This is a genomic window from Pseudoalteromonas sp. R3 (assembly GCF_004014715.1).
Lineage (GTDB): Bacteria > Pseudomonadota > Gammaproteobacteria > Enterobacterales > Alteromonadaceae > Pseudoalteromonas.
Genome location: NZ_CP034835.1, coordinates 3454891 through 3477661, shown reverse-complemented (window position 1 = coordinate 3477661; position 22771 = coordinate 3454891). Strand labels below are relative to the sequence as shown.

General features: G+C 49.3%; 17 protein-coding genes and 2 pseudogenes. 10 read left to right on the top strand and 9 right to left on the bottom strand.

Going from position 1 to position 22771, the window contains the following annotated elements; genetic code table 11:
- Positions 1–106 precede the first annotated feature (106 nt).
- The 6 genes from ELR70_RS20410 to ELR70_RS20385 all read left to right on the top strand — a co-directional run bounded on the left by ELR70_RS20410 (position 107) and on the right by ELR70_RS20385 (position 6583).
- Positions 107–796, top strand: coding sequence for an ABC transporter ATP-binding protein (locus ELR70_RS20410; protein WP_054015518.1), 690 nt, complete (start codon positions 107–109; stop codon positions 794–796).
- Between the two features lie 8 nt (positions 797–804).
- Positions 805–2136: an ABC transporter permease gene (locus ELR70_RS20405; RefSeq protein WP_054015517.1), complete on the top strand. Its 1332-nt coding sequence runs from the start codon at positions 805–807 to the stop codon at positions 2134–2136.
- Between the two features lie 9 nt (positions 2137–2145).
- Positions 2146–3351 carry an FtsX-like permease family protein gene (locus ELR70_RS20400; RefSeq protein WP_054015516.1) on the top strand — a complete coding sequence of 402 codons (1206 nt, stop codon included), beginning with the start codon at positions 2146–2148 and terminating at the stop codon, positions 3349–3351.
- Between the two features lie 141 nt (positions 3352–3492).
- Positions 3493–4827 (top strand): ABC transporter permease, encoded by a 1335-nt coding sequence (locus ELR70_RS20395; RefSeq protein WP_054015515.1) that lies wholly within the window; start codon positions 3493–3495, stop codon positions 4825–4827.
- 10 nt (positions 4828–4837) lie between these two features.
- Positions 4838–6046, top strand: coding sequence for an FtsX-like permease family protein (locus tag ELR70_RS20390; protein WP_054015514.1), 1209 nt, complete (start codon positions 4838–4840; stop codon positions 6044–6046).
- Positions 6047–6208: 162 nt separating this feature from the next.
- Positions 6209–6583, top strand: coding sequence for a hypothetical protein (locus tag ELR70_RS20385; protein ID WP_054015513.1), 375 nt, complete (start codon positions 6209–6211; stop codon positions 6581–6583).
- Positions 6584–6593: 10 nt separating this feature from the next.
- On the opposite strand, the gene pbpC is transcribed toward ELR70_RS20385, so the two are convergent.
- Positions 6594–8783, bottom strand: a complete 2190-nt coding sequence (pbpC, locus tag ELR70_RS20380) for a penicillin-binding protein 1C (protein WP_235577094.1) — start codon at positions 8781–8783, stop codon at positions 6594–6596.
- Between the two features lie 23 nt (positions 8784–8806).
- A complete protein-coding gene (locus ELR70_RS20375) occupies positions 8807–13315 on the bottom strand; it encodes an MG2 domain-containing protein (protein ID WP_054015512.1) in 4509 nt (1502 codons plus the stop codon).
- A gap of 272 nt (positions 13316–13587) precedes the next feature.
- Here ELR70_RS20375 and ELR70_RS20370 point away from each other — a divergent pair, with 272 nt between their 5' ends.
- Positions 13588–15024: a mannose-1-phosphate guanylyltransferase/mannose-6-phosphate isomerase gene (locus ELR70_RS20370; RefSeq protein WP_054015511.1), complete on the top strand. Its 1437-nt coding sequence runs from the start codon at positions 13588–13590 to the stop codon at positions 15022–15024.
- Positions 15025–16461: a phosphomannomutase gene (locus ELR70_RS20365; RefSeq protein WP_241566338.1), complete on the top strand. Its 1437-nt coding sequence runs from the start codon at positions 15025–15027 to the stop codon at positions 16459–16461.
- Here ELR70_RS20365 and ELR70_RS25560 read toward each other — a convergent pair.
- Positions 16439–16840, bottom strand: a complete 402-nt coding sequence (locus tag ELR70_RS25560; protein ID WP_241566337.1) for a GyrI-like domain-containing protein — start codon at positions 16838–16840, stop codon at positions 16439–16441. The two genes, ELR70_RS20365 and ELR70_RS25560, sit on opposite strands and share 23 nt — an antisense overlap.
- Entirely contained in the window at positions 16831–17313 is a 483-nt protein-coding gene (locus ELR70_RS25555) for an AraC family transcriptional regulator (RefSeq protein ID WP_241566336.1), read from the bottom strand. The genes ELR70_RS25560 and ELR70_RS25555 overlap by 10 nt, the downstream gene beginning before the upstream one ends.
- 202 nt (positions 17314–17515) lie before the next feature.
- Here ELR70_RS25555 and ELR70_RS20355 point away from each other — a divergent pair, with 202 nt between their 5' ends.
- Entirely contained in the window at positions 17516–17998 is a 483-nt protein-coding gene (locus ELR70_RS20355) for a zf-TFIIB domain-containing protein (protein WP_241566335.1), read from the top strand.
- A gap of 255 nt (positions 17999–18253) precedes the next feature.
- Here the strand turns inward: ELR70_RS20355 and ELR70_RS20350 are convergent.
- The 3 genes and pseudogenes from ELR70_RS20350 to ELR70_RS20340 form a co-directional block, all read right to left on the bottom strand.
- A pseudogene (locus ELR70_RS20350) lies at positions 18254–19298 on the bottom strand (MBL fold metallo-hydrolase).
- A 172-nt stretch (positions 19299–19470) separates the two neighbouring features.
- A pseudogene (locus ELR70_RS20345) lies at positions 19471–20285 on the bottom strand (sterol desaturase family protein).
- Positions 20272–20706 carry an SRPBCC family protein gene (locus tag ELR70_RS20340; protein ID WP_054015506.1) on the bottom strand — a complete coding sequence of 145 codons (435 nt, stop codon included), beginning with the start codon at positions 20704–20706 and terminating at the stop codon, positions 20272–20274. The pseudogene ELR70_RS20345 and the gene ELR70_RS20340 overlap by 14 nt, the downstream one beginning before the upstream one ends.
- A gap of 76 nt (positions 20707–20782) precedes the next feature.
- On the opposite strand from ELR70_RS20340, the gene ELR70_RS20335 reads away from it, so the two are divergent.
- Entirely contained in the window at positions 20783–21796 is a 1014-nt protein-coding gene (locus tag ELR70_RS20335) for an AraC family transcriptional regulator (protein WP_128064694.1), read from the top strand.
- 43 nt (positions 21797–21839) lie between these two features.
- Here ELR70_RS20335 and ELR70_RS20330 read toward each other — a convergent pair whose 3' ends face one another.
- Both ELR70_RS20330 and fldB read right to left on the bottom strand, forming a co-directional pair.
- Complete coding sequence (locus ELR70_RS20330; protein WP_054015504.1) at positions 21840–22022, bottom strand: hypothetical protein; 183 nt, start codon at positions 22020–22022, stop codon at positions 21840–21842.
- A gap of 177 nt (positions 22023–22199) precedes the next feature.
- Positions 22200–22721: a flavodoxin FldB gene (gene fldB / locus ELR70_RS20325; RefSeq protein WP_054015503.1), complete on the bottom strand. Its 522-nt coding sequence runs from the start codon at positions 22719–22721 to the stop codon at positions 22200–22202.
- Positions 22722–22771: the final 50 nt, after the last annotated feature.

The following is a 22771-nucleotide window of genomic DNA, read 5'->3' as shown; positions in this document are numbered from 1 at the left end:
GCCAGCACGGTACACGGGGGCAGATATTCCCTGTACGTGTCTGTCGAAGTGAGGTGCATTCTTGCTTCTCACCAATAAGAATAAAGACAAACCATAAGGAAATTTTATGCTTAAAATGTCAAAGCTGGCGAAAGCTTATTACACGGATACGGTAAAAACTCAGGCGCTGCAACCATTTGACCTGGAAGTAAAGCAAGGCGAGTTTGTAGCTGTGATCGGCCCGTCTGGTTCAGGTAAAACAACCTTTCTAAATATTGCGGGGCTACTTGAAGACTATTGTGAAGGTCAGTACACGCTAGACGGTAAAGACGTAACGGGTCTGTCAGATAAGCAAAAATCACGCTTACGAAATGAAAAGATAGGTTTTATTTTTCAAGGGTTTAATCTAATCCCTGAACTCAACTTGTTTGACAACGTGGAAATGCCACTGCGCTATCGCAGCTTTAGCGCCAGTGAGCGTAAGCAGCGGGTGATGGATGCGCTGCAACAGGTCGGTCTGGCGAGTCGCAAAGACCATTACCCACAGCAACTATCTGGTGGACAACAGCAGCGTGTTGCTATTGCGCGTGCACTTGCGGGCAGCCCGGCATTCTTGTTAGCGGATGAACCAACCGGTAACCTGGATTCTAAGATGGCGGATGGCATCATGTCTTTGCTTAAAGACATCAATGCCAAAGGTACCAGTATTTTAATGGTGACGCACGACACTGAACAGGCCAGTCAGGCACAGCGGATCATTGAGATCAAAGATGGTGTATTGAGCGAGCGTCGTGCCCCAGAGCAAGCGATTGCTTAGGACTACATATGCTAACTTACTATTTTAAGCTGGCCTGGCTCAGCTTACGTAAGACACCTTTATTGAGTGTGCTTATGGTGAGCACGATCGCGTTAGGTATTGCCGCTGCGATGGTGACCTACACCGTCAGTTACATGAAAACCAAAGACCCTTTACCTGGTAAAAGCGACCGCGTTTTCACCGTACAGTTAAGTGTCTGGGGTCCTGATCAGCCTTACCGTACGGCCGATGGTCAGGAAGAAATTCCAGAAATGGTCTCTTATCGGGATGCGAAAAATCTCAAAGCCGCCGGTAAGGCGCATCGCGAGTCGGCACTTGGCCTGTTTAAAATGATGAGTCGTGCTGAGGAGCAAACTCACCGCGATGCACAGATGCGGATGATACGTACTACCCACAACGACTTTTTTACGATGTTCGATGTGCCTTTCTTATACGGTGGCGCCTGGACTGAACAGGATGATAGTGCAGGGAATCAGGTTGTTGTTATCACGAAAGCATTGAATGAAGAGCTGTTCGGCGGTGCTAACTCTGTAGGTCGCCACATCGTTTTGGGTGACTCTCTGATGCAAGTTGTCGGGGTGATGGACGACTGGTTCCCCATTCCGAAATTCTACTACTTGTCTTCTCATGCCTACCGCGATCCTGAGTCAATTTTTGCGCCACTTGAATATCAAATAAATCAGGAGATTTTCTCTCGCAATGATGTGACCTGGGCGTGCTGGCAGGATATTGAAGATGTTGCGTTCAGCGACTTTATGGCGTCAGATTGTGTGTGGCTGTTTTATTGGGTTGAGCTGGAGTCGAGCGCAGACAGAGCACAGTATATGGACTTCATTAACGCCTATGTTGAACAGCAAAAACAGGCGGGTCGTTTTGCCAGAGAAAATCTCAGCCGATTATTTACCATAGACGAGTATCTACGCTGGGCAAAAGTCCTCAGTAACGAAAATGATATGGCTGTGTGGCTGGCATTTGCATTCTTACTGGCCTGCTTACTTAATTGTATGAGTCTGATGATGACTAAGTTTTATGGCAAAGGGAGTGAAATAGGGCTCAGGCGAGCGGTTGGTGCCAGTCGTCATGATATTTGCTGGCAATTTTTATGTGAAGCTTTCCTGATAGGTTTGTTTGGAGGTGTGTTGGGTCTGCTGTTTGCGCAGCTGGGACTGCAACTGGTACAGCAAATATTCACTTATCTTAATGCCACCATTATGCAAATGGATTTACGGATTATGCTCATGACACTTGGGTTGTCTGTTGTGAGCTGTATTCTGTTTGGACTGTGGCCGATTTATCGAGCCGCTCAGATCCAGCCCTCTAGCCAACTTAAGAGTTTGTAGGAGCGGATCATGAAAGATTTTACCGTGATTCTTAAAACGATATGGCGCAGCAAGACATCTCCTTTGCTGTTGATATTACAAATAGCTGTGACCTTTACGATATTTGTTAATGCCGTTTATATGGTTTCACAAAAGCACGATAAAGTGACGGCACCCAGCGGCCTCAACGAGTCTCAGGTGTTTTCGTTGTTTATTAATCTGCAGGAAAAGGGCGACGCCAGGGCAGCTGAATTTGAGCAGGTTATAAGAGATATCAAGGGCCTGGGAACGGTAGACAATGCCATTCCTGTGACATCAGTCCCTATGAGCGGGTTTGGACGGTCTGTCGATATTGGTTATGGACCAGCAGATGAGGATAAGCTCACCGCAAGCGGTTATTATGGCAGTAATTTCGATAGTCGCGATACGCTGGATCTGGAACTCATCGCAGGGCAATGGTTTGAACAAAGTGATGTCTCCCACTCCTATTTTGGCGCACACTCTGGTGGAAAAGTGGTGGTTTCCAGAGCACTCGCGCAGACATTGCACCCAGACAACTGGCGAGATGTGTTGGGCAAAACTCTGTATGTTCAGAATGAGCCGCAACAGGTGATTGGAGTGGTGGATAATCTCAAAGCTGTTTGGAGTTTTTGGCGGCTGTTCGATCATGTAGTGTTGTCTCCAACGTTCGAAGTTCATGACAAGGTTGGCATTATGGTCAAAGCACAACCAGACGTGCTAGAGCAGGCAATGTCTGATGTGAAGGCATTGTTGCTGGCGACGCCAGGCAGGCAAATTGACAAGCTCAAACCTTTTAGCCAGACCCGTGAAGAAAGCTATCGCACAGATGTTGCAGAGCTGGAAACTTTGAAGCTGGTATTGATCGGGCTGCTGATGCTGACGATGCTAGCGATATTTGGTCAGGCACGCTTTGCCATTCTTAAGCGGCGCAAACAAATCGGCACTCGCCGTGCGTTAGGCGCGAACCGGGTGCAGGTATTACGTTATTATCTGATGGAAAATCTGATTGTTACGCTTGTCGGGGTTGCCATTGGCGTGATCTGTGCCGTATTAGTTAACACTCAATTGGTGAGCTATTTTGGCTTAGCTCCTGTTCCGGCATACTACCTGCTGGTTGGGGCAGTGATTATGCTATCGGCAGGCCAGCTTGCTGTGATCCAGCCTGCCTGGCAGGCCGCACATGTTTCGCCTGCACTGGCAACACGTAGTGTTTAAATCAGGGGTCACATGGTGTGACCCCTGATCAAAGGAAATACTAAATAATAATAAAGGAATAAGTATGTTACTTCATTATATGCAATGGGAATTGTTTGTACCCTTTACAGCTCCTTACCGGCATGTCAGCAGGAGGTTGGCATGTTAATAGGTTACTATTTCAAGCTTGCCTGGATAAGTCTTAAAAAAACACCTTTGTTAAGCTCTCTCATGATAGGCACAATCGCAATGGGCATTGCGGCTACCATGATCACCTCTACCGTCAGTATTATGATGGCGAAGGATCCGTTACCCGAGAAAAGTGAACGCACTTTCTCAGTTCGTTTAAGTAGTTGGAGTCCGGATAAAGCCTACCAGATAGCCAGGGGGGAGGAAGTGATCCCACCTATGATGACTTACATGGATACGATGAATCTGCTGGCAGAAGCGAAAGGACAACGACAAACCGCTGTGGTTATGTATAAGAATATGGTACGTGGCGAATCTCAGACAGAGAAAGAAGCAAAAATGCTGCGCGTCAATTCAGTCAACAATGACTTTTTTGCAATGTTCAATGTCCCTTTCCAGTATGGTTCGCCTTGGTCTGATACAGAAGACAAAGAAGGGGCGGCACTGGTGGTGTTAGATAAGCAAACAAACGATCGACTATTTTCCGGCGCCAACTCCGTAGGTCAGCATATCTTAATCGGTAAACACCTGGCTCGGATCGTTGGGGTGCTCGACAGCTGGTCGCCGCTTCCTCAGGTTTTTCATGGACGTCAGCACGCTCACAGCCTGCCTTTTCCTATATTCACCCCATTCCAGTTTCAGATAAACAATAACTTATTATCAAAAGGCGAAATGAGTTGGCAATGTTGGGCGCCACTTGATGACAGTTCGCTGGAGACGTTTCTGGCTTCTGAATGTGTCTGGATCCGTTACTGGGTGGAGTTGTCGTCAGCGGCACAACGCAGCGATTACATGGACCACATTAATGCCTATGTGGAGCAACAAAAAGAGTCAGGGCGTTTTGCTCGCGAAAACCTGAGCAAGGTTTTTGACATCAAGGAATCGCTTAAAGAAGACAAGATCGTAGAGGAAGACGACTTTATTGCGGTTTGGCTGGCCTTCGCGTTTTTGGTGGCTTGCTTACTGAACTGTATGGGCCTGATGCTCATCAAGTTTTATGGCAAAGGGGCAGAAGTGGGGCTACGCAGAGCGGTCGGCGCCAGTAAGCAACACATCGCTATGCAATTTGGCTGTGAGACAGTGCTTATCGGTACCTTAGGAGGCTTTTTGGGCCTGGCATTGGCTCAGCTTGGCTTGCGTGTAACCGCCGATATTTTTGCTCATTTACCAGAGGGCTTGATGCAGATGACTTTCCCATTGGTGATCATGACAGTGGTGTTGGCAGTGATTAGCAGCACGGTGTTTGGATTATGGCCTATCTACAGGGCTGCTCAGATCCAGCCTTCGGCTCAATTGAAGAGTCTATAGGAGTCGTCATATGAAAGATTTAAAACCGATTTTGAGTACTCTGTGGCGTTCTAAATCAGCACCATTGTTACTGATTTTACAAATCGCCGTAACCTTTACTATTTTGGTTAATGCCGTGTACCTGATTATTCAGAAGGAAGCGCTGCTGATTGAGCCAAGTGGTCTGGATGAAGAGGTGATTTTTACACTACACACTAACGTACAAAGTAGTGAGGCAGAGGAAATGATCGCACTGGTTAAGCAGGACTTACGTGATGTTCGTGCTCTTCCCAGTGTTGAAAATGTTACTGTGATGAATTCATTTCCACTTAGCGACTGGGGAAGTTATGCACCGACGGGATTAGGGCCCACCGAAGAAGATATGAATATCTATACGGGTTATTTCACCGGAGATGAACATGCCATTGCGACTATGGGGTTAGAGCTGATAGCCGGAGAAGGGCCAAGCGAGGGAGAAGTCCAGGATTCGATAGATTTTAGCGCTGATGCAACACAAGCGGTAGTATCCAAAGGGTTCGCAGAGCTTTACTACCCAGATGATTGGCGCGCGATCCTGGGAACTACCGTTTACCTCAATTATGAGCCTTTTATTGTCAAAGGGGTCGTTAAAGACCTGAAGTCCGTCTGGCCTGGCTGGTATTCCCATGCCAATACGGTATTGATCCCGTTACGACATATCAGTAGCAACTATAAAATGTTGATTCGCTCGAGACCTGGAGAGCTGGAACAGGCAAAACAACAGGTAGTCAAAGAGTTGATGAAAACTCCGGGGCGGCATTTGGATAAAATGATGGATTATCAGCAGATCCGAGCGGATAAGTTCAAATCGGAAACGGCTGCAATTAAGACGCTGTATTGGGTGATTGTCGGGCTGGTACTTTTGACTTTGCTGGGTATATTCGGGCAGGCTAGGTTTACTGTGGTTAAACGTCGTAAGCAGATTGGTACCCGCAGAGCATTGGGGGCCAGCCGGGCAGACATATTGCGTTATTGCATGGCTGAGAACGCCATTGTGACATCTGTGGGTATTGTGGTCGGTGTGATCTGTGCATTGCTTGCGAATGTACAGTTAGTTAACCACTTTGATATGGCGCCGGTGCCGGTTGTCTATCTGCTGCAGGTTGCTGGTGTCATCCTGATTGTAGGGCAGCTGGCTGTCTGTCAACCTGCCTGGATGGCAGCGCGAGTCTCTCCGGCATTGGCAACGCGCAGTGTCTGATAACCCTGGAGAGACCAGGCATCATAATGAGAACCTAAAATCGATAAAATTTCCCCAAAAGAGTTATCAGACACTCTTTTGGGGGTTATTCATGTCAATTTATAGTTATTTTGTAATTTTGTTCTAACATTATATGAAACTAATGTTATCAGGAATGAAGTTATGCATCAGTCTGGCTTACTACCAGCTGCAGATATCTGCTCTGAATCAATAAATAACAATGGCTGTTACGGTGTTGTTAAATACACTCAGGGTGAGCTGAGTGTTTATGTTAAACAGGTGTTTATTAACCGGCTAGGTGGCGGTGTAAAGCCCGACCTCAGTGCTGATGACATTGAGTTTTTCCGGTATCTGGATTCTATTCTGCGGTATTGCTATGTGCTGGTGTATGTCAAAAATGCTTCTACGGGCGATTATGATAGTGCCATTTTTCTTGACGATTACGAAGCTATCCAGGGGATCAGCAAAGAAGAGGCGCAGCAGCGTCTGGTCGATTTAAATACAGTAGTGAACTATCTTAAAACTGCGATGAAGTGACCGGCAAACATCAGGGATGTATTACAATATGCTGCTGGTCACAGTGCTCTGCCAGACATGCAGTGATCACGACATCTCCCTGATAATCTGATAATGACAAAGTTGCATTGCTGTGAGGGACATGATTGATGTACCAACGCACGGCATCTGATGATGCACTCTCTGCGCCCGATACAACTAACCTCAGTTCTGATACTTGTTCCCTGTAATAATGCTGACCATTGCGTGGCTGAGTGATGCGCAGCTGGGTGTCTTTGTTTGGTAAAAGGGGAGCATTATTGGATGCCAGCCAGGTAGCAAGCTCTGCTGGCCACTGAGACTCTGTAACGAAATTTCCTTCACTGGTCATGGTTGGTGGTGTCATGCCGTTGAGTGTGTATGCCTGTAGCTGTTTGTGACATGAATCAGCAGGCGTATTAACGCTGGCACGACCTCCTGGCCAGCAGATCTGCACAGACCTGACCTGATCTGGCTGGGTTAGGTTGCGGGTGTCCTGGGGCAGTAAGTCGAATACATCAAACATCAGCGGTGCGGCGCGCGTAGCGCCCAGATATCCAACCACGGGGCTTGCATCGGGCCGGCCCACCCAAACGGCCACAGTGTAGTCGGGGCTGACACCGACCGACCAGAAATCCCGATAGCCATAACTTGTCCCGGTTTTCCAGGCTATTTTACGCCGGTTACTGGGGACAACCCGATCCGGTGCAGAAAGTTGGCTCAGCATATCAAAGGTGATCCAGCTTGCCGCAGGAGAGAGGAGCGAAAAGTCAGGACGAGGATAACCTGGGCTATGTGAAATAAGCGACAAGTCTTGTACTTTGCCTTGACTTGCCAGCGAACGGTATAAGCGGGCAAGTTGCATTAATTCTATGCCGGTGCCACCAAGCCCGACAGCCAGGTTGGCATCCTGATGATGCAATTGAACCTGCGCATTGCGCAACTGATGTTCAAAGCGCTCGGCACCCATCCGGTGTAATAGCTGAATGGCTGGGACATTGAGGGAGTGTTGCAGCGCCTTGGTAACACTGACGGCACCACTAAAGCGGCCTGTTAAATTTTGTGGTTTATAGCCATCGAAGTTACTTGGTATATCGCTCATCAGGCTCTGGCTGTGGATCAGGCCAAGATCTAAGCCCAGCCCATAGATAAAAGGTTTAAGTGTCGAGCCGGGCGAGCGTATTGCACGGATCATATCGACATGGGCAAAACGACTATCATCGCTAAAATCTACGGAGCCCTGGTAAGCCAGTATTTCGGCGCGCTGGTTATGCACGATTAGTGCAGCTGCCGAGCTCTTGTCGGTTAATCTGTGTTTGGTATTTGCCAGTAATTGACTGAGGCGTTGTTGTAAAGTGTAATCCAGCGTTGTGCGGATCACATGCTGGCCAGGGTGTTGACGCTTAAGTCTGCGGCTTAACAGCGGTGCCAGTGGTGGCTGCATAGTTTGCTCCAATCGCACCGCTTCTTGGCTCAGCAGGGTGAGTTGTTCGGGCGCCAGCAGTTGACTGTCGGCCAGGCGTCTGAGTACTTTGTTTCTCATCGCTTTGGCACGCTCTGGATATCTATCTGGACGATGATATGAAGGTTTTTGTGGCAACACGACCAGCAAGGCAGACTGATTAATCGATAAGGAGTGTGCGGACTTATTAAAATAACGCCGTGATGCAGCTTCGACGCCTTCTATATTGCCGCCAAAGGGTGCCAGATTGAGATACAAAGTCAGGATTTCGGACTTGCTGTAGTGCCATTCCAGTTGCAGTGCTCTGGCGATTTGTTTCAACTTTCCTGTAACGGAACGTTTGTGTGGGTCCAGCAGTCTGGCTACCTGCATGGTCAGTGTGGAGCCGCCGGAGATAACTCGGCCATGTGCCAGCCATTGCCACAATGCTCTGCAAAGGGCGAACGGGTTCACACCGGGGTGATAATAAAACCAGCGGTCTTCGTAATTCAGTAATGCAGCCAGATAAAAAGGGTCGACGTCCGATACCGCAATCTGATAGCGATGCACACCTCGGGCATCACTAAATGACCGCAACTGCTGTCCATCGCGGGATGTTACAACGGTTGCCGGCCCATCCGGATAAGGCGCCGGCAAGGGGTAATGCCAATCCAGCCACTTCAGTACCAGAAGCAGGCATAGCGACCCCGCGCCCAGTGCAAACCGAAACATGCGCGGCCGTTGCGTCGCACTAATGGCCATTATCATTGCTCTTGCGTGGCATCTTAGCGAATGACCTCCATTTGATAGGGGTACTGCCAGTAAATCGCATGCTTATGGGGTCGATACATGGACTCAAGGTAACTCGGCGGTACCTGGTAAACCCCGGGCACTTCAGCGCGCAGTATATAGGCAAACTGATATTTGCTGGTTGTGAGTTTAAGTGCTGCCACAAAGCGATCGTTGCGATATTCTGTGTGATCTGTGGTGGCCAGCTTGACGTGCTCTGGCAATAGCTGAGATACCGGCGGGCCTTGCATCAGGGCTGGATTTTCCAATACAAACCCGGCTGGAATACGTTCAATCAGCAGGGCATCCGGAACCGGCTCTTTGGTTTGTATATCGAGAACCACCATCAGTCGCTCACCCACTTTGAAGCGAGCTGTGTCCAGCGGTTGTCCGTTCAGGTCAAACAGGCGTCTGACCATACGTTTGGTATCCAGCGTATTAAAGGGGCTGATTTCATTGGCAATACTGGAGTCCAGCTTCAGTCGGCCTTTGGCCATTAATTGCAGGTAAAGCGGGTCGTCATTTGGGTTACTGAGTGTCATTGTCTGCGACAGTGTGTGACTCACCACTTCAGGCGCCTGTGTCTGTTCACCATCAATCTCTAGTCGAACGGGGTGATGTGCGTTTACTTCACTGATATGCACGGCGGTGCGCAGTAAAGCCGCGCGCTCCTGTGTGCTGAGCCAGGTTTTCAGAGCTTGATCGGGGAGCTGCTTAAGTAACTGAGTTTGTAATGTGCGAGACCGAGAACGCAGCGCAGTATGTCTTGCCAGCCTGGTCAGTACCAGAGCTGACTGGGCATCGTCACGTAGGGTTGATCCATAATCCGCAAAATAATCAGTCGTGCGATGAAAAGTGTGGGCTTGTCTGAGCAAAACTGCGGCTTGCTGGATTGCTCCCACATCGGCCAATGCAGACGCCATATGCAGTAGACTTAATCTGGAAGGATATTCAGTGATACGCATTGATTCCAGATCGCTGTAACTTAATTGCCCACGCAGGCTGACCAGGTAAGCTGCAAAGCTCTTTGCGGCGGTTGCCTCAAAAGCATCCTGGCTCAGATCATCGACTAGGTTATCGCGAGTATACCTGAGCATGCGATAGTGGGCCCGGTTGAGCATACTTGGCGGGACTGTACCCGGGAAAGTAGCATGTGCCTGCGTCAAGAACTCTGTGATATAGGCACTTAACCAGGGCTGTTCATTGCCCCGGGCATCCCACAGTGCGAACCCTCCGCTGGGTTTTTGCATGGTCTTGAGTCGTTGTACAGATTGGCTGATCAGTGTTCGCGGATCGTCAAGCTGCCCGGCCTTTGTCTGCTCATTGTCCAAAGCTTGCTGCAACAAACCTTCAAGCTGAGTGTGTTTAAGTAAAAAGGGCCAGGCTTTACTGGTGGTTTGTTCCGCGCATCCATAAGGGTAGGCGCGCAGCGCAGATGCATATTCTCTGATGGGTAGTCTGGGCGTATGGCTGGCATATAAGGTGCCAGGGTCTGTCTCATCGAAGTGCAGTCCCTGCCAAAGCGCAGAATCGACCTGATAAGTTTGTCCGGGGGATAACATGAGCGTGGTCGCCTGCACCAGCTGAGGTTCAATCGCTTTGATGGGCACAGACCAGCTGCGTGTTTGTGATACTTCCGCGCCCTGCAACTCAATTTGTACCGTTGCGGTATGCGACCAAGGGGTAGCGCCAACAAGCAAACGCATAGAGCGACTCCAATGAGCCTGGTCGTCCAGGGTTACCGTAAAAGTGTGTTCATCAACAAACTGCACCGAGCCAGATGGCTTGACTGTGACCGACAGGGTCTGTTCGCTGCCACTGACATTGTGCAGGTCCAGCGTGACGGAAGTTTCATCTCTGGGCACAAAAAAGCGTGGTACGCTCAGCTCAGCGATCACCGGCGCACTGACCGGGCGGGATTCGACCTTGTGGCCAACCTGAGTGTGATTGAAAGCGGTTGCGACGATTTGTACTTCACCATTGTAATCAGGCATATCCACTGTAACGCTGGCTTTGCCGTCAATCAGTTGGACCGGCTGGGTCATCAGGATCACGGTTTTACTCTCGACCAGATTATCGTTGCGGTTGTCACTGCGCTCATTACTGTCACTGCCAAAGCGGGACTGGGCAAACGGATCGGGACGGTTATCGTAACGTCGTGAATACAAGTCAATCACATCGCCACCGTAGCGACGTTGATTGAACAGATAGTGATGCGGGTCGACCGGATAATAACGACTCAGATTCAGTATCCCTTTGTCGACAACCGACAGGGTGACCCAGCTTTGCTCAGCTTGTGGAGCAGCGATATCTGAAGTGTGAATTTCCACGGTCAGTGGCTTAAGCGGCTCAATTTTATCCGGTAAAGTCAGGTCCAGCTTCAGCTCCCTGTCTTCGCGTGCCAGCCTGACAGGGACAATGCCAAAGTGGCGTTGCAGCGCACTGGAGTGGCCGCTGAACAAGGTAGCGCTGAGGTAGAGGTCGTGGCGAGCCAGCGATTTATCGAGCGGAACGCGCAGCGTCGTTTTACCTTTGCTAACAGACTGGCTGTGCGTCCAAAGTACACTGTCGGCTTCCAGTGCCAGTTGTAGCTGTCCATCGGCTGGTGCATCCAGTTCCACGAGCAAGATGTCACCTGCCTGATAATGGCGTTTATCCAGCTGCATTGACAGGTGCTGCGGTTTGGCCTTGAGCTGCTGATACCCCCTATGCCAGCCGGCATAAAAGTCATAGACTGTTTTGGCTTTGCTAAGCTTATCGGTAATTATCAGACGGTAGTTCCCCCATTCGACGGGGAATTGTACCGTGTGGGTGTCCTCATTAAGCACCACGGTTTGTTTGGCTTCACTACGCCACTGTGGCTGAGACTGACGGCGCCAGCCTATGCCTTCTTCATAAAACCAGAAATACCGCCCCTGATCGTAACTGAGTTCGACGTCCAGTTCCCCACTTGTTAAGCGTTGGCCATCTGGGCTGAGCAGTGCCAGCTCGAACTGTGCATCTGAAGCATATTTGAATTCAGCCTGAGCGGGCTTAACAGCGGGGATTGGGCTGGATTTCCAGCTTGTATAGCTTAATCGTCGTTGTACGGCAGCGCCGCCAGATTCCAGCAAGCTGAGGTTCACTTGTGTTGCTACCGGGCTTTTGAGCATGTTGGCACTCACTGTGGGCAGGGTTAGGGCCAGCGTGCCCTGTTCAGATAAGCGCTGATCAGGTAGTGTTTGAAAGCGGTTGCTGAGATAAAAATCTTCACCAACGAAGAAGTCGGCAAATGGGCCCGGGTAATGGCGTACGGCGCGATGCACCAGGTTGGCTTTTAAGGTGTTTCCTGCAGCGGGGCTGCCGAACAAGTAGCGTCCCTGCACTGACAGAGGCATGGATGAACCTGCTGTAACAAATGCGTCTTGTCCACTGAAGGTCAGGTCCATGCGCTCTGGCACAAATTCTTCCAGCTGAAATTCAAAGTGACCTATGGCAGAGCGAGCGGTTGGGTCAAGCATCACAGAGACTTTATAACGTCCGGTTGGCCAGCCTGTATCAGTATATAAATGTGTATTGAAAAAACCCGCTTCACCCGGCGTCAGTTGCTCGCGCAGTATTTCCTCCTGCAAGGGGTTTGTTACAGTTACAGTGATGGGCTGCTCTGTGAGCGCTATACCATCGGCATTGCGCAGCAAAATATTTATGGGCAGAGACTCGCCGGGTTTAACCAGATCCCGGTTGCTATAAATATATGCCTCCATATCCTGGTAGGGGCGACCACCAACCTGGTAATCCGATAAATCCAATGGCACTTCTTTGATAGGCAACAGCGCATACTCAGATTCGCCCTCACTGCTGGTATACTCTGCAACTATGATGTCATCCCGATGCAGCTGGATATCAAAGTGCACAGCACCATGCTGATCGGTTTTCGTCTCTCTCAGTAACTCATGCTTGCGAAAGGCCTTAACTTTGACGCCTTTGACTGGGCGTCCTGTAGAAAGACGGTTGATCTGCAAGCTGGCGTGTTGCTTAAACACTTTTGCCTGAATGCCCAGATCGGTCAGCAGCAGATGCTTTGCCTGTAACTCATTAAACATACCCGGCGCTTTTAGCACGATAATGTACCAGCCACTGGCCAGCGATTTTGGTATTGGTAATCGGGCCGACTGAATACCTGCCTGAGTAGTTTGGGGCAGGTTAAATCTATCGGCAAAAACGCTGTCATAGGTATATTGCAGTCGATCCAGTGAGCTCGGATACAGCTTGTCCGTCAGGTAGTAGCGGCTGAGAAAATCATGGGCGCTGGTGAGACGCAGCAATTCCACATCAACTGCATCAATATGCTGGTAGGTGATTGGAATGGACTGTCCGCTTCCTTTGGCGACCAGAGGCCCCGAACCAACAATGGCCAGCTTAGGTTGTTGCATCACTTTGCCCTGCGCCTGAACCGTGCTTTGCAGCAACAAAATAAAAAAGAGAAAGAACACGGCGATGGGATTAAAAGGGGGGTTGCCCGACATGCTAAAGCTCCTTGAGTCTGCATTGAGTGCAGGTGAGTACTGAGAATATCCTTGGTTGCCAGTAACGGCCTGACCAGTAATGGTATTGTAAGATCATATCATATACCGGATTATCAATCTGAGGGTAAGTTACGCGATAAGAGAGTGTAGCCCATTAGAGTGAATACTGGGTGAAGCGCAGAGCATTGCTCCTGTGCAGGGTCAGCAGGTAAAATGGTGTATTAATTTAGTTGAACATTGGCACGCACTTAGGGTGTCTGGGTAGAGTAAAGATGATATTACCGGTTATTTTATGTGGTGGATCTGGAACCCGGCTTTGGCCTTTGTCTCGTGAGTGTTACCCAAAACAGTTTTTGCAGCTTGGTTCCTCACACTCACTGTTGCAAGAAACATTACTGCGACTGGAAACGGACAGCCATCAACCGGCACTGTTGATCTGTAACGAGGAGCACCGGTTTATTTGTGCGGAGCAAGTGAGGGCGATTGGCTATCAGCCGGGTGGGATCATACTGGAACCGCAAGGGCGTAATACTGCTCCGGCCATAGCGTTGGCTGCGTTGAAGGTTCGAAGTCGGGGAGAAGATCCCGTCTTGTTGGTTTTGGCGTCAGATCACTATATTGGGGATGTTTCGGCCTTCAGGCAAAGCGTTAATCAAGGTCTGGCATTGGCACACAGTGGCAAACTGGTGACGTTCGGGATTACACCTGACAGCCCGCACTCCGGCTATGGGTATATTCAATGTGGTTCACCATTAAAGAATGACATTGGTCAGGTGATTGGTGCTGGAGTTACTGCTTTTGTCGAAAAACCAGATGTTCCAACCGCGCAGCGTTACCTTGATAACGGAAATTACCTCTGGAACAGTGGGATGTTTTTGTTTAAAGCTAGTGATTACCTCGATGAGTTGGCACTGTATCGGCCCGATATTCTGCAGGCCTGTGAGCAGGCGATGGCGCAGCTGCACCCCGATCTGGACTTTACCCGAATAAACCGCGACGCTTTTTTAGCATCTCCAGCCGAATCGATAGACTATGCCGTAATGGAGCACACAGAGCGTGCGGCCGTAGTGCCCATGAATGCAAGCTGGAATGACATTGGCAGCTTTGAGGCGCTTTGGCAAACTTTGCCCAAAGATACTGACCGTAATGTTCACCTTGGCGATGTAACGGCGTTGGATTCACAGGATAATTTAGTGATTACGCAAGATCGGCTGGTGGCAACGGTTGGTGTGCAGGACCTGGTGGTGGTTGACACCAAAGATACGCTTCTGGTGGCTCATCGAAGTCAGAGCCAGGCTATCAAATCACTGGTCGATGAGCTGAAAAGCCGCGCTGTAGCACAAGTGACTGAGCACAGAGAAGTTTACCGTCCCTGGGGTAAGTATGACATTGTCGACCGGGGTGAGCGGTTTTTAGTCAAGCGGATCACAGTACGACCGGGGCACAGCTTGTCACGGCAATTACATTATCACCGCGCTGAGCACTGGGTGGTGGTGTCTGGTACGGCAGCGGTAGAAATTGGCGAGGAACGTCGTTTACTGAGCGAAGACCAATCCGTGTTTATCCCAGCAACGGTTGTACATCGGCTTAGTAACCCTGGCAAAGTAGATTTGCAGCTGATTGAGGTGCAGTCAGGCAGCTATCTGGAAGAGGATGATATTGTCCGGTTTGAAGATGATTACACCCGGGGAAATCAGGATGTCAGCTGATTGTGCACACCTCATTGCGCAAAGTGGTATTCAGTTTGGCACCAGTGGTGCCAGGGGCTAAATACCCAGTTTACTGCTCAGGTATGTCAGGCATTTATGGTGGCGATGATTGAGCAACTGCGCACACGTTACCATTTCGATACAGTGGTGTTGGGTATGGATAATCGTCCCTCCAGTCCACTGATTACTCAGTATTGTATCAGTGCCCTGCGTGCCCTTGGCATTAAGGTGCGTTTTGGTGGTGTGTTGCCGACGCCCGCACTGGCTTTGTATGCACAGCAAAATGCAGTGGCAGCGGTGATGGTCACAGGCAGCCATATACCTCATGATCGTAACGGATTAAAATTTTACCATCCCCATGGCGAGATAGATAAGGTCGATGAAGCCGCGATACTGGCTTGTCGCTCGGGCGTTGGTTCTTTGACCATACAACCACTTCCAGCACCTGACAGCCAGATAACTGCTCCATACCTGTCGCGGATGATTGATGTTTTTCCCGCTGATTTATGTGCAGGGCTGAGGATTGGTCTGTATGAACATACCAGTGCCGGGCGCGAGCTATACGCATCTGTATTACGAACTCTGGGGGCGCAGGTTATCTGCCTGGGTCGCAGTGAGGAGTTTGTTCCGGTTGATACAGAAGCCCTTAGCGAACAAGATAGAGCAAAAGCCGAGTACTGGACCAAAGAACACCAGCTGGATTTGTTATTCAGCACCGATGGAGACGGCGACAGGCCAATGATAGCAGATCACACCGGGCAGTGGCACAGAGGTGATATGCTTGGGCTGTTAAGTGCCAAAGCGTTGGGTATTGAGGCACTCAGTGTGCCGCTGAATTGCAATTCTTCACTGGAGCTAAGTGGCGAATTTAAGCAGATTCAGCGCACGCGAATTGGCTCTCCTTATGTTATCGAGCAGTTGACTGCTCTGACGGAGTGTTACGAGGCGGTCGCAGGCTTTGAAGCCAATGGCGGTTTTTTACTGGGGTCAGATATCACCTTAGGGGGTAAGGCCATGGTGCGCTTGCCGACCCGGGATGCCTTACTCCCTCTGCTGGCTATCCTCTATTTGAGCAAGCAATGTGGTGCCAATCTGGCTCAGCTAATGTCTCAGTATGAAAGTCGCTTTACTGCCAGCCATCGCCTGCAGGGTATCGAAAAAGCCAGCTCAGATCGCCTGTTAACTTTACTTCAGGAGCAGCCACTGCGGCTTGCAACTATGCTGGCGTGTCGTGATACACCCAAAGTTCTGAGCACGCTGGATGGGGTTCGCTTTGCACTGGATGCCGAGCGCATCGTTCACTTAAGGCAATCGGGCAACGCGCCTGAGCTGCGATGTTATGCCGAAGCACCTTCGCAGCAACAGGCGAATGAACTGGTCGAAATGCTGTTAAGTGCGGTACTGCGTTACTTTGCTAGGCCTGCACCAGGCAGTTAATCTTAGTGAGTAAGTCCTGGGGCGCGGTGTCCCGGGTGTCATTCAGGTATTCCTCAAACGGAGGGAAATCCATAAGTTCCAGGCCACTTTGCGGTAGCCATTGGCCAAATAACCAGTTATAGGGTTGCTCCAGTTCGCTGTAATCACCCTTGAAGGTCAGCGAGACCAGCTTACCTGCCGGAATGGTCACGGCTTCAAAGGTCTCTTTATCGAACTCAGTGCCAGAGGCCAGAGTGATACATGCCATGGCCCTGAGGTTGTCCTGATCTACCGTTTGCGGGTCGTCATAGTAAATACCAAAGTAACGAGTCTGCTCGTTGATAAGGCCTGTACTACCAGCCATCATACCGAGCTTTTCGAAGGTTTTACCTATCTGCATATAGTCCCCCGGTGCGCCAGGCCAATAAGGGTTAATGCATTTTGTTGCGTTTGTTCTACCTGATACATAGTGTTGTACTCCTGTGGTTGAGCCGGATAAAACGCAGCGCTGTGCAGCGGATCGCCTTGCTGTTGCTGACGAAATTGATTGGGCGTCATGCCATAATGGCGGCTGAATGCCCGGTTAAAGGCTTCAACGCTGCCATAGTTTACCCGTCTGGCTATCTGCTGCTGTGTCAGTGTGCTGCGAACTAAATAGGATGCCGCCTTCAACATGCGCATACGCCTGACAGTGGCGTTTACCGGTTCACCCATAAACTCGCGAAAAATGCGATGGAAGTGGTAACAGGACATACAGGCCACGTCGGCCAGTGTGTTCACGTCCAGATCCTGTTCAACATGGTCGTACATATAGTCAATCACACGCAGCAGCCGTTGCTGATAGTGATTAAGTGTGGTGGCACGTGTTGTCATGTTGCTTTTCTCGCTTGAGTTATTGGTAAATTAGTCTAGCACTCAGTTGATACATATTGCTGTTGTTGGCGACGGAATTTAGCGTATACCAGAGGCGATTGATAATGTTTGCGCACTTGGCATAGTTCACAAATTGAGGCCAACGTCTAATTGCTTTACACTGGCTCACGTGTATCACATGGATAATGCATTGGGAGATCCTATGAAATGTACAAGTTGTGGTGTGGGTCAGCTGCGACCCGGATTTATTGAAGGCTTATTTCGGGCACATAGCTGTGACCACTGCCAGGGTGATTGGATCCTCATAGAAGACTATGTGGCGTGGAAAGAGCGTAATCCGGACTATCAATTTGCTGAGCATATTGAGTTTGGCGAAGATGTGCAGGACAGTAAACGCGCATTACTTTGTCCGGTATCAGGCACTTTGATGAGAAAATTCAGGATCAGTGCAACGAGTGCCCACCGGGTTGATTATAGTGTTGCAACAGGTGGACTCTGGCTTGATAAAGGTGAATGGCAATTACTTAAAGCAGAGGGTCTTGCGGGCGCGCTGAACCAGCTGGTAACCAGCAATGGCAACAGCAAATTCGCGAAGACACCAGCCAGCAAAACTTTGCTGATATCTATAAAGATAAGTTTGGCGACGATACCTATAAGCGATTACGCGAGACTCGGGACTGGCTGATTAACCATCCTCAGAAAGCAGATCTGAGAGCCTACTTGATGGCGGAAGATCCCTATTCAGCAGAGCGTTAAGCGCACTGCATGTATAAAAGTGGCTGCAATTAACACTGTTTAGCCACTTGCGCAGGCTGGACATTGCTTTTACTACGCTTTGTCAGCCAGGGCGGCAGGTTTGATAGCCACAGTAGAGGCGAAAAGAAGAGAGCTATAACCCGGACGGTATACGTGCTGTCAACAAGGCTCTCTTGCTGCTTTTTTAGCGACTGGTTTGCGCCATCAAAGACTGCCACCAGAGTCGATTTAAGTAAGCCTGGTTGATAGTGAGTACTTCGCCAGGAGTCGGGGTGTTGATCACTACTCCCTGATGTTGAGCGGCTTTAAGTACTCGCTCCAGAGGGTCGTACCAGCTGTGGAAGGCCAGATCAAAGGTCCCGTTATGAATGGGGATCATGATTTTGCCACGCAGATCCAGATGTGCCTGCACGCTTTGCTCAGGGTCATATGAATATCTGCCCAGCCGCTATCATAGGCGCCTGTTTCTATCAGGGTATAGTCAAACGGACCATAGCGTTCACCAATAACTTTAAAGCCCGGAAAATAGCCTGAATCACCGCTGAAATACAGGCTCTCATGAGCCGTTTTTATAACCCAGGAACCCCATAGGGTACGATTCGCGTCACTCAGGCCGCGTCCGGAAAAGTGTTGAGTCGGCGTAAAGGCCAGCATGACATGCTGATCATGTTGCTCCTGCCACCAGTCAAATGAGTGAATTTTTTCTGCTTCTATACCCAGCGAACCAAATCACCCTCTACACCCAATGGCACCAGAAACTGACGTGTTTTTGCGTTGAGTTGTTTCACTGCGTCTTTGTCGAGGTGGTCATAATGGTTATGCGAGATCAGCACTTTTTCTATAGGTGGCAGAGCATCAAGCGAAATGGGTGGCTGATGAAAGCGGCTTGGCCCGATAAATGAAAAAGGCGAAGCGCGCTCAGAGAAAACGGGGTCCAGCAACCAATAAGCGCCATTCACTTTTAGCAGCACTGAGGAATGGCCCAGCTTGATGATATGAATTCCTGAGTCTGACAAAGCATCCAGGTTAGCGCGGGTAATCGTTTCTACTGGTAAGGCTTGCTCAGGCTCAGCGGCGATTTTGGTTTCGGTAAAAAAGCGCCAGGTGATCGCCAGCGTTTTGCTCAGGCTGGTTGGCATGGTTGGGTGCAGGTTTTTAAACCGGCCGCCTTGAAAATGCTCAGACTGATAATTCTGAGACGGTACGTGTGCATTGAGATTAGAGATCATGGAACAGCCCCCTGTAATGCTGCCTAAAACAACGGCAAAAATAACAAACCACTTCTTCATTGTGCTACCTAAAAGTAAACTACACTGTATAGTTTACTTTTATTTTGGCGCAAAAGTAAACTATAAAGTGTAATTTTTATGGCTCTGTCATTAAGTGGCTGACTGACGATGCTTAATCTCTATGCCGTGGCGCTGAAAATAGTTGCTTGAGTTTGTTTTTTAGCCCCCTGGCTTTGTTCAGTTTTCCCAGCAACACCCGACATTCATGGAAGTTGATAGACAGGAGAGTCTCTTTTGGTGCACTGCCGACAATCCCATAGCGGATCTTTTCTGCGGGCTGTATATCGATATAGGTGCCAAATAGCTTGTCCCAAATGATCAATACACCAGCAAAGTTTTTGTCCAGATAACACGGGTTGCTGGCATGGTGAATACGATGATGCGTTGGAGTATTAAACACCCATTCAAGCCAGCCTAGCTGGCCGACAAGCTGCGTATGAACGAAAAACTGAAAGGCGAGGTTAATGGCAACGATAGCCAATACCAACTCGGGTGCAAAGCCCACCAAGATCATCGGGGTCCAGAAAAGCCACATTCCAACAACCGGGTACAGTAAACTTTGACGAAAGGCCGTCGAGAAGTTCATCTGTTTCGAGCTGTGGTGGACCACATGCGCCAGCCACAGCCAGTGTACTTTATGGGATGCACGATGAAACCAGTAATATAAAAAATCCTGAAGTAAAAAGGCGCCAATGAGGTTAAGTGGTGTCAGCGGTACGTCAAACAGGGCAAAGTCATGGAGCCAGTAGAACAGTGGCATCAACACGATTAAGGCCAGCATATCACTGCCCTGATGCAGTAAGGCAAGCACCACATTGTGCAGGCTATCCGTGAGGCAATAATGCCGCCGGGCGAGGTGTACTCTAATGCAATAGCAACAATAAAAACCGGGCTAAGTAGCAGTAAAATGAGTTCAACAGGGGGCATACAGGGCCTCCAGTCGGCTCAATGCAAGGTTGATGTCTCGTGTGACAACACGACGAAGCACAAAGCCAGGTAAATATCTGGGCGCCGCGAAGCGTACATGGTAATCAACCTGAGTGGACTGCTTGTCAGTACAGCGAAGCAGACGGATTTCGCCATGATGTTTCTTAACCGGGAAATCGCCAACGATCTGGTAGCGAATCGCATGTTCGTCGGCGTGCAGGATCTGCTCATAAAATCGGATCCCGAGCATGCTGACTTCTCGGATACAGCCACTGCCGCCGCGGATAGCTGGGTGCACAGCACTCTGAACAACTTTAAATCGTGCGTTAAAAAAGCGCCCCAATTGCTGGTGGTCAAGCAGGGTTTCGAGCACTGTATGGGGCTTCGCAGGGATCACTTTTTGACACAGAATATTGACCATAGGTAGTTCCTTACTCATCGTTTTGTGTAGTGTAAGTAAGGTTTATCTGGCAATCTTGCGAATAGGCGACGTAAATTTGTCCAAATACGACATGGAAAATACTTTAGACAAAAATTTCTTTAACGGTGTATTACTGTATCTGGAGCATCAGGGCGTGACTCTGGACAGTACTTTAGTTCAGTCTAAGTCTATCGAGTCTGAATTAGGTACCCGAGTCCCGTTAGCTGATTACGAACAGGCTTTACAGTTGGGGGCTGAGCGAACCGGCGATCCTTTGTTTGGCTTCCACCTTGGCCAGCATATACAGTCGGCTGATTATGGGGTGCTGGGTTACTTAGTTGAAAGCTGTGAAAACTTAAACCAGGCACTGTCGGCGCTGCTGCGCTACGATCAGCTGGTGGCCAGTATAGCGCACGCCATTTTTCACCATCAGGGTGCACTGGCAATGATTGACTGGTTGCCAAATTCACAAACGTCTCGTCACGTTATTCTGCGCAATCTGACCGGTTGGGTTGCCATGGTGCGTACATTAGTCCCTAAGCCTGTTTCGCCTGAATACATCAATTTAACCTGTCCATTAAGTGATGCAGAGCGGTCGGTACTGGCTGATTGGTTCGGCTGTGAGGTATTTGGCAATCAGCCTCGTAACCAGATAGCGTTTCCACATGCTTACCTGATGTTACCGTTCAGGCGTGCTAATCAAGTAATGCGTGAAGAGCTGCTACGGCTTTCAGATAAGGCGCTGATACAATTGCAACAGCACCAGTCGCTTGCGATGCAGATCCGTATCATGCTGGCAGCCAGCGTCGATCTGGGTCAGTGTCAGCTGAGCGTGATTGCAGCGGCTCTGAATAAATCGGGACGTCAGGTACAAAGGCAGCTAAAACAATGTAATACCAGTTATTCTCAGTTGTTGACTGAAGAGCGGCTCAGGCGTACTCAAGACTTGCTGGGTACTATGCCACTGGCTGAATTGGCAAGGGAGTTGGGGTTTAACGAACAGGCTGCTTTTAACAAAGCCTTCAAGCGATGGTTTGGATGCTCACCGGGGGTATTCAGAAAACGCAGTGGGAATAAACCACAGAATTGAAGCCAGCCAGAGGTTACGGGGCAGTTTTAGCCCCGTTATCCTATTACCAGGTAATACACACAGAGCCACCGCCAGTACCAGGTTCTGGCTGCTGGTCCATATGACAGCCCGCACCACCTGAACATGCTCCATTACCACCACCAACCTGTGGCGTCATTTTATTGTTGATTGCATGAGATTGTAGAGACAGGTTTTTGTAGTTTTTCTTAGTCAGAGTTAACTTCATGATTAGTCCTTTTATAATTGAGTTGATTGTATGCCAGCCTCTGCAATTAGTTTGCAGGGGTGTGCAAAATTTATACTGAACTATAAATGGCTAGTTGTATAGGTTGAATGTTAATCAGTGTAAATGAATTGTTTTTAATCTGCCAAACATGGGGTTTGGCAGATCAGGTGATACGCGTTATAGCGACTCACTATATTGTGTCATGATTTGCTCAATCCACGCGGCGATGCGTTCGTCACTCTTTTCGTACTGGCTGTCTTCATCCAGAGCAAGGCCTACAAACTGACTTTTATCGTCTGTGAGTGCTTTAGATGCTTCAAACTCATAATCGGCAGTATTGGGCCAGTAGCCTATAAAATTAACACCTTGTGGGGCAATTTTATCGTGCAACATACCCAGTGCATCCTGAAACCACTGTCCATAGCCTTGCTGGTCACCCATACCAAACAGTGCGATGGTTTTGCCTGCGAGATCAACCTCGTCGATATCATCCCAGTGCGACTCCCAGTCTTCCTGCAACTCGCCGAAATCCCAGGTTGAGATACCAAAAATCACAAAGTCGAATTGCTCTGCGTTTTTTAGCGGTTCATCTTTGATATTGTGGAGCGACAGAATGTCTTCACCTATGATCTCCTGCATTTTCTCTGCTGCCATTTCTGTGTAGCAGGTAGTTGAACCGTAAAATAACCCGATCTGCATAGTAGTCTTCGCTCAATTGGCTGTTATTATATGGCGCGAAGTCTACCTTA